We start from the raw sequence: 7,337 nt of genomic DNA on the forward strand, positions 1-7,337 counted from the left end.
AGCAGTATGAGCAGCCGTACCGTCATCCGCGGCGGCCTCGTCGTCACCGCGTCCGACGAGATCCACGCCGACGTCCTGATCGAGGACGGCCGCGTCGCCGCCCTCGCCGCGACCGGTACCCCGGCGGCCGAGGCGTTCACCGCCGAGCGGGTGATAGACGCGAGCGGCAAGTACGTCGTCCCGGGCGGCGTCGACGGGCACACCCACATGGAGATGCCCTTCGGCGGCACCTACGCCGCCGACACCTTCGAGACCGGCACCCGCGCCGCCGCCTGGGGCGGTACGACCACGATCGTCGACTTCGCCATCCAGAGCGTCGGACACTCCCTGCGCTCGGGCCTGGACGCCTGGCACGCCAAGGCCGAGGGCAACTGCGCGATCGACTACGCCTTCCACATGATCGTCTCCGACGTGAACCAGGAGACGCTCAAGGAGATGGACCTGCTGGTGGAGGAGGGCGTGACCTCCTTCAAGCAGTTCATGGCCTACCCCGGCGTCTTCTACTCCGACGACGGTCAGATCCTGCGCGCCATGCAGCGCGCCGCCGAGAACGGCGGCCTGATCATGATGCACGCCGAGAACGGCATCGCCATCGACGTCCTGGTCGAACAGGCTCTCGCCCGCGGGGAGACCGACCCCCGCTTCCACGGCGAGGTCCGCAAGGCCCTCCTCGAGGCGGAGGCCACCCACCGCGCCATCCGGCTGGCCCAGGTCGCCGGCGCGCCGCTGTACGTCGTGCACGTCTCCGCGACGGAGGCGGTCGCCGAACTGACCCGGGCCCGCGACGAGGGCCTGCCCGTCTTCGGCGAGACCTGCCCCCAGTACCTGTTCCTGTCCACCGACAACCTCGCCGAGCCCGGCTTCGAGGGCGCCAAGTACGTGTGCAGCACCCCGCTCAGGCCCAAGGAGCACCAGGCGGCCCTCTGGCGCGGCCTGCGCACCAACGACCTCCAGGTGGTCTCCACCGACCACTGCCCCTTCTGCTTCAGCGGGCAGAAGGAGCTGGGCCGCGGCGACTTCTCCAAGATCCCCAACGGGATGCCGGGCGTGGAGAACCGCATGGACCTGCTCCACCAGGCCGTCGTCGACGGGCACATCAGCCGCCGCCGCTGGATCGAGATCGCCTGCGCCACCCCGGCCCGGATGTTCGGCCTGTACCCGAAGAAGGGCACCATCGCGCCCGGCGCGGACGCCGACATCGTCGTCTACGACCCGGACGCCGAGCAGGTGATCTCCGCCGAGACCCACCACATGAACGTCGACTACTCGGCCTACGAGGGCAGGCGGATCACCGGCCGCGTGGAGACCGTGCTCTCGCGCGGCGAACCGGTCGTCACCGAGCGGGAGTACACCGGGCGCAAGGGCCACGGCGTCTACACCCCGCGCGCCACCTGTCAGTACCTGAACTAGGAGCGGTGCCCATGGACTTCGGACTCGTCCTGCAGACCGACCCGCCGGCCTCCCGCGTCGTGGAGCTGATGCAACGCGCCGAGCGCAACGGCTTCAGCCACGGCTGGACCTTCGACTCCGCCGTGCTCTGGCAGGAACCGTTCGTGATCTACAGCCAGATCCTGTCCCACACCAGCACGCTGAAGATCGGCCCGATGGTCACCAACCCGGGCACCCGCACCTGGGAGGTGACCGCCTCCACCTTCGCCACCCTCAACGACATGTTCGGCAACCGCACCGTCTGCGGCATCGGCCGCGGCGACTCCGCGATGCGCGTGGCCGGACGCAAGCCCAACACCCTCGCCCGCATGAGCGAAGCCATCAAGGTCATCCGCGCGCTCGGCAGGGGAGAGGAGGCCGACCTCGGCGGCGGCACCGTCGTCCGGTTCCCCTGGATCAAGCCCGGCGCCGAAGTCCCCGTGTGGATGGCCGCGTACGGCCCGAAGGCCCTGAAGACGACCGGCGAGGAGGCCGACGGCTTCATTCTCCAGCTCGCCGACCTCTACCTCACGGAGTACATGGTCAGGGCGGTCCGGGACGCCGCCGAGGCCGCCGGACGCGACCCGTCCGAGGTGACGGTCTGCGTCGCCGCCCCCGCCTACGTCACCGGCGACGACTCGCCCGAGGCGCTCGCCCACGCACGCGAGCAGTGCCGCTGGTTCGGCGGCATGGTCGGCAACCACGTGGCCGACCTGGTCGCCAAGTACGGCGCCCACACCGGCGCCGTCCCCGACGAACTCACCGACTACATCAAGGCCCGCGAGGGCTACGACTACGCCCACCACGGGCGCAGCGGCAACCCGGACACGCAGTTCGTGCCGGACGAGATCGTCGACCGGTTCTGCCTGATCGGCCCGGTCGAGAAGCACATCGAGAAGCTGACCGCCCTGCGCGCCCTCGGCGTCGACCAGTTCGCGCTGTACGACATGCACGACGCACAGGAAGCCGTGATCGACACCTACGGCACGAAGGTCATCCCGGCCGTCAACGCGTGACCCGCCCCCGCCCGCCCCGCACGACGGGGCGGGCACCAGGGCGCACCCGCGCACCCCCCTCGGCACCGTCCGCACGGCCTCTCCCGTCCCACCGCATGATTGGCCTGCCCATGACCGACACCGCGCCCACGGCCATACCGCCGTCCGCCCAAGTCACCCTCCCCGACGGACGCGTGGAGCTCGCCCCGGGCTCCCCGCCGCCGAGCGGTCCCTACGCCAACGAGGACCTGCTGCCCGTCCCCGTCGAGGGGCGCACCTGGACCACGTACAACTTCTCCGCCCTGTGGGTCGGCATGGCCCACAACACGGCCTCCTGGACCCTCGCCTCCGGGCTCATCGCGGTCGGCATGGACTGGAAACAGGCGGTGTTCACCATCGCCCTGGCCAACCTGATCGTGCTCGCGCCGATGCTGCTCACCGGGCACGCCGGACCCAAGTACGGCATCCCCTTCCCGGTGTTCGCCCGCGCCTCCTTCGGCATCCGGGGCGCCAACCTGCCCGCCGTCGTACGGGCGTTGGTGGCGTGCGGCTGGTTCGGCATCCAGACCTGGATCGGCGGCGAGGCGATCTACTTCCTGGCCGGCAAGCTGATCGGCGACGGCTGGACCGGCGCCGCGACGGTCGGCGGCCACGCCTGGACCATGTGGCTGTCCTTCGCGATCTTCTGGGCGCTCCAGGTCGCCATCATCTACCGGGGCATGGAGACCATCCGCCGCTTCGAGAACTGGGCGGCGCCCTTCGTCCTCGTCGGCGCCTTCGTGATGCTGTGGTGGATGGCCGACAAGGCGGGCGGCTTCGGACCGCTCTTCGACCAGCCCTCCAGGCTGGGCTGGGGCGGCGGCTTCTGGAAACTGTTCTGGCCCTCCCTGATGGGCATGATCGGCTTCTGGTCCACGCTGTCCCTCAACATCCCCGACTTCACCCGCTACGGGAAGAGCCAGAAGGCCCAGACCCGCGGCCAGGCCCTCGGCCTGCCGACGACGATGACCCTGTTCGCGTTCCTGTCCGTCATGGTCACCTCCGGCAGCCAGGCCGTGTACGGCGAACCGATCTGGGACCCGGTACGACTCGCCGCGAAGACGGACAACGTGGTGGGCCTGCTCTTCGCCCTCGTCACCGTCCTGGTGGCGACCCTGTCCGTGAACATCGCCGCCAACCTGGTCTCCCCGGCCTTCGACTTCTCCAACGTCGCACCGCGCAAGGTCAGTTTCCGGGCCGGCGCCCTCATCACGTCCGTGCTCGCGGTGCTGATCTTCCCCTGGAAGCTGTACTCCGACCCGCAGGGCTACATCTTCACCTGGCTCGGCCTGGTCGGCGGGCTGCTCGGCACCGTGGCCGGCATCCTCATCGCCGACTACTGGATCCTGCGCCGCGCCCGCCTCCACCTCGTCGACCTGTACCGCAGGGGCGGCCGCTACTGGTACGGCGGAGGCTGGAACTGGCGTGCGGTCGTCGCCTTCCTCGTCGGCGGCGTCCTGGCCATCGGCGGCGCGGACTTCCACCCCCTGGTCGACGGCCGCCCCGTGCCCTTCCTCGAGCCGCTGGCCGACTACGGCTGGGCAGTGGGCCTGGGCACGTCCCTCGTCCTCTACCTGGCGCTGATGCTGCTGCCCGCGACCCGGCCCGGTGCGGCCGCCGCGGCGGAACCGGCCCCCTCCCGGAGCCCGTCCTAGCCGCCCTGCAAGGCGGCCACGGCCTCCTTGGCCGCCTTGATGGCACCCTTGTTGATCTCGGTGGTGCCGGGCGCCTTCTTCGACTCGAAGTCGCTGCCGTTGTACGTGATCACCACCAGGGCGTTGGCCGCGCGGACCAGCACGGTGCCCTCACGGGTCTGCTGCTTGTCCTCGGTGGTGAGGTTCACGACGGAGTAGGCGCTGTCGCCGAGCCCCGGCACGTCACCGCCGCCGCTGCGGTCGGCGACCCGCTCCTTGTACGACTTCTGCGCGGCCTCTTCCGTCTCCATCACCTCGAAGGAGACGTCGAGCCAGCGGTAGTCGTACCCCTTGAGCGCGTTCCACGAACAGGTGCGGCGCACCTTGGTGTCCGTGGACGGGATCTCCTTGCCGGCCGCCTTGGCTCCCGGCACCAGCGAGGTGACCGTCTTGCCGGCCAGGCTCTCGCACGGTGCCGGCGCGGTGGCGTACTTCTTCGTCGCCGACGGGCTCGCCGGCGCGGACGCCGATCTTTCGGTGGTGCCGGGCGACGGCGTTCTCTCCTTGGCGGCCGGTGACGTGTCCGGCCCGGACGACATCGCCCAGCCCGCGGTGGCGAGCACGGCGACCGGCGCCAGACGGGCGGTCAGGGCGAGCGGCAGAGGAAGAGAACGCAAGGCGCACTTCTCGTGGGGGACGGTGCGGAGGGTGCCCGCACGGCGGACGGGACGCCAGTGTCACACGACTCCCCGTGGGGCGGAAGGGCGAACTCGGTGCGTGGCCGCGCGGTGACGCAGACGCACGGCCACGCGCGTCCGTGCGCAGCCGGTCACGGGGCCTGCCGAGCGGTGGGGCCGTCAGGGAGGTCTCGATGCGGTCCACGACGGCGAACGCGCCGTACGCGACGAGGTGCACCAGGCAGTGTCGGTGCGCTCGGGCCGGCGCCACGCCGCGACGTCCGCGGTGAACCCGGCCGTCAGGGCACCCGGGCGGTCCACTCGGTGGAGGAGAACTTCGTGTGTGCCAACTCCCGTGCGCGGGCCAGCTCTTCGTCCGTCACCTTGCCCCGGGTCAGTCCGTACCGGTCTCCGAAGGAGGAGACCATCCGGTCGATCACCGTCTCTCGCGCCAGACCGGTCTGCCGGCGCAGCGGATCGACGCGCTTCTTGGCGCTCCTGGTGCCCTTGTCGGACATCTTCTCCTTGCCGATGCGCAGGACGTCGAGCATCTTCTCCGCGTCGATGTCGTACGACATGGTCACGTGGTGCAGTACGGCGCCGGGGCCGCCGCCGGGGCCCACCACGCGCTTCTGGGCGGCGCCCGCGATCTTGCCCTGGTCGGTGGCGATGTCGTTCAGCGGCTGGTACCAGGCGCGGATGCCCATCTCACCGAGCGCGCCGAGCACCCAGTCGTCGAGGTAGGCGTAGCTGTCCTGGAAGGAGAGGCCCTGCACCAGTGCCTGAGGCACCGACAGGGAGTAGGTGATCGTGTTGCCGGGCTCCACGAACATGGCACCGCCACCGGAGATGCGGCGGACCACCTCGATGCCGTGGCGGGCGGCACCCTCGGGGTCCACCTCGTTGCGCAGCGACTGGAAACTGCCGATGATCACCGCCGGGGCGCCCCACTCCCACACCCGCAGCGTCGGCGGACGCCGGCCCGCGGCGACCTCGGCGGTCAGCACCTCGTCCAGGGCCATGTGCAGCGCGGGGGACTCGGGCCCCTCGTGGATCAGCTGCCAGTCGTAGTCCGTCCAGTCCGTGGCGTGGGCCAGGGCGCGGCGCACGGCGATGCCGACGCCCTCCGAGGTCAGCCCGTACATCACGGTGCCCTCGGGCAGGGCGGCGTCGATCCGCGCGGCGAGTCCCGCCGCGTCGGTGTCCGCCGGGGCGCCCTCCAGCGCGCGGTTCACGGCGTCCAGCGCCTCGTCCGGTTCCAGGAAGAAGTCGCCCGCCACGCGCACGTGCCGCAGCACGCCGTCCTCGGCCTCCACGTCCACGACGACCAGCTTGCCGCCGGGGATCTTGTATTCACCGTGCACCGTTCCGCCTCCGTTTCGCAGTAGAGGACAACGGTGCGCCCGGCCGGTGTGTTCCCGCCCCGCGCCCCCGGGCCGGTCGGCCGACGGTCAGCCGACGCGGTCGGCCACCCGGTCGCCCACGGGCACCGTCAGCCGCACCTCCGTGCCGCCCCCGCGCGCCGGGCCGACGGAGAGGTCCGCGCCGATCAGCAGGGCGCGTTCCCGCATGCCGCGGATCCCGGCTCCCTCGGCGGCGTCCCCGGAGCCGTCGAAGCCCCGGCCGTCGTCGCGGACCCGGAGCTCGACGGCGTCACCGGCCCGTTCCAGGGTGAGCGTCACCAGGCGTGCCCCGGAGTGCCGGGCCGCGTTGGTGAGGCCTTCCTGGGCGACCCGGTACAGGACCAGGTCGGCGTTGTCCCCGAGCGCCGGCAGGCCGGAGGCGAGGTCGTGGCGCACGGTCAGCGAGGGGCCGGTGAACTCGTCCGACAGCGACCTCAGCGCGCTGCACAGACCCAGCTCCTCCAGAACCCCCGGGAGCAGCCGGCGGGCGATGCGGCGGATCTCGTCGAGGCCGGCCCGGGTGGTCTCCTGCACCTGCGACAGCTGCTCACGCACCTCGTCGGGCGCCTGGTCGGCCACCCGCCTGAGGTCCAGCAGCACGGCGGCGAGGGTCTGCCCCACCTCGTCGTACAGCTCCTGGGCCACGCGGTGGCGTTCCGACTCCTGCGCGGTCAGGGTGCGGGCGGCGCTCAGCGCCCGCTCGGCCTCCAGCCGGTCGAGCATCGTGTTGAAGGTGGTGATCAGCTCGGCGATCTCGCCGTCGCCGTCGACCTTCGGACGCACCCGCGGCCGCAGCAGATCGGTGGTGGTCATGGCGCGGGTCAGCTGCCGCAGCGGCCCGAGACCGATGCGCAGCAGTACGACGTTGGCGACCAGGACCACCACCAGCCCCGCCGTGAGGATGGCGGCCTCGGTGAGCAGGACGGGCGTCGACACGGTGACCGGTCCCAGCAGCAACGCGGTCGCGACGATCAGCACCACCGAGTTGAACAGCGAGATTCTCCAGAACAGGGGCACCGCAGCAGCGTCGGCGACGCACGGCGCACCAGTCCATCGGTTCCGGCACCCATTTCGCCCCCCGCCGGACACCACGCCCTCTCCCCCGGTACTGGCGCCCGCCGGGGGGGGCCCGCGCCCCGCCGGGCCGAGTCACGCTGGTGG

6 protein-coding genes and 1 pseudogene are annotated in these 7,337 nt (G+C 71.5%); 3 read left to right on the forward strand and 4 right to left on the reverse strand.

The features are described 5' to 3' along the window. The first annotated feature begins 6 nt into the window (after positions 1–6). From hydA to AB0P07_RS35040, 3 genes are all read left to right on the forward strand, one after another. Positions 7–1,410: a dihydropyrimidinase gene (gene hydA, locus AB0P07_RS35030; RefSeq protein ID WP_365558052.1), complete on the forward strand. Its 1,404-nt coding sequence runs from the start codon at positions 7–9 to the stop codon at positions 1,408–1,410. Positions 1,411–1,421: 11 nt separating this feature from the next. Then, positions 1,422–2,444: a TIGR03842 family LLM class F420-dependent oxidoreductase gene (locus AB0P07_RS35035; RefSeq protein WP_365558055.1), complete on the forward strand. Its 1,023-nt coding sequence runs from the start codon at positions 1,422–1,424 to the stop codon at positions 2,442–2,444. A gap of 110 nt (positions 2,445–2,554) precedes the next feature. Further along, positions 2,555–4,117 carry an NCS1 family nucleobase:cation symporter-1 gene (locus AB0P07_RS35040; RefSeq protein ID WP_365558058.1) on the forward strand — a complete coding sequence of 521 codons (1,563 nt, stop codon included), beginning with the start codon at positions 2,555–2,557 and terminating at the stop codon, positions 4,115–4,117. Here the strand turns inward: AB0P07_RS35040 and AB0P07_RS35045 are convergent. From AB0P07_RS35045 to AB0P07_RS35060, 4 genes and pseudogenes are all read right to left on the reverse strand, one after another. Next, positions 4,114–4,773 (reverse strand): hypothetical protein, encoded by a 660-nt coding sequence (locus AB0P07_RS35045; RefSeq protein ID WP_365558060.1) that lies wholly within the window; start codon positions 4,771–4,773, stop codon positions 4,114–4,116. The two genes, AB0P07_RS35040 and AB0P07_RS35045, sit on opposite strands and share 4 nt — an antisense overlap. 157 nt (positions 4,774–4,930) lie before the next feature. Continuing rightward, positions 4,931–5,058, reverse strand: a pseudogene (locus AB0P07_RS35050) (DNA-binding protein); the annotation flags it as partial. Positions 5,059–5,072: 14 nt separating this feature from the next. Next, the gene (locus AB0P07_RS35055; protein ID WP_365558063.1) at positions 5,073–6,137 is read right to left on the reverse strand and encodes a biotin/lipoate A/B protein ligase family protein; all 1,065 of its coding nucleotides are present in this window, start codon (positions 6,135–6,137) and stop codon (positions 5,073–5,075) included. A gap of 87 nt (positions 6,138–6,224) precedes the next feature. Further along, the gene (locus AB0P07_RS35060) at positions 6,225–7,193 is read right to left on the reverse strand and encodes a HAMP domain-containing sensor histidine kinase (protein ID WP_365558066.1); all 969 of its coding nucleotides are present in this window, start codon (positions 7,191–7,193) and stop codon (positions 6,225–6,227) included. Positions 7,194–7,337 lie beyond the last annotated feature (144 nt).

The organism is Streptomyces sp. NPDC085944 (assembly GCF_040686295.1).
Classification (GTDB): Bacteria; Actinomycetota; Actinomycetes; order Streptomycetales; family Streptomycetaceae; genus Streptomyces; species Streptomyces salinarius.

What these genes read in the sequence shown, in the direction of transcription:
- hydA (WP_365558052.1), top strand. Translation starts at nt 7, where the DNA reads ATGAGCAGCCGTACCGTCATCCGCGGCGGCCTCGTCGTCACCGCGTCC.
- AB0P07_RS35035 (WP_365558055.1), top strand. Translation starts at nt 1,422, where the DNA reads ATGGACTTCGGACTCGTCCTGCAGACCGACCCGCCGGCCTCCCGCGTC.
- AB0P07_RS35040 (WP_365558058.1), top strand. Translation starts at nt 2,555, where the DNA reads ATGACCGACACCGCGCCCACGGCCATACCGCCGTCCGCCCAAGTCACC.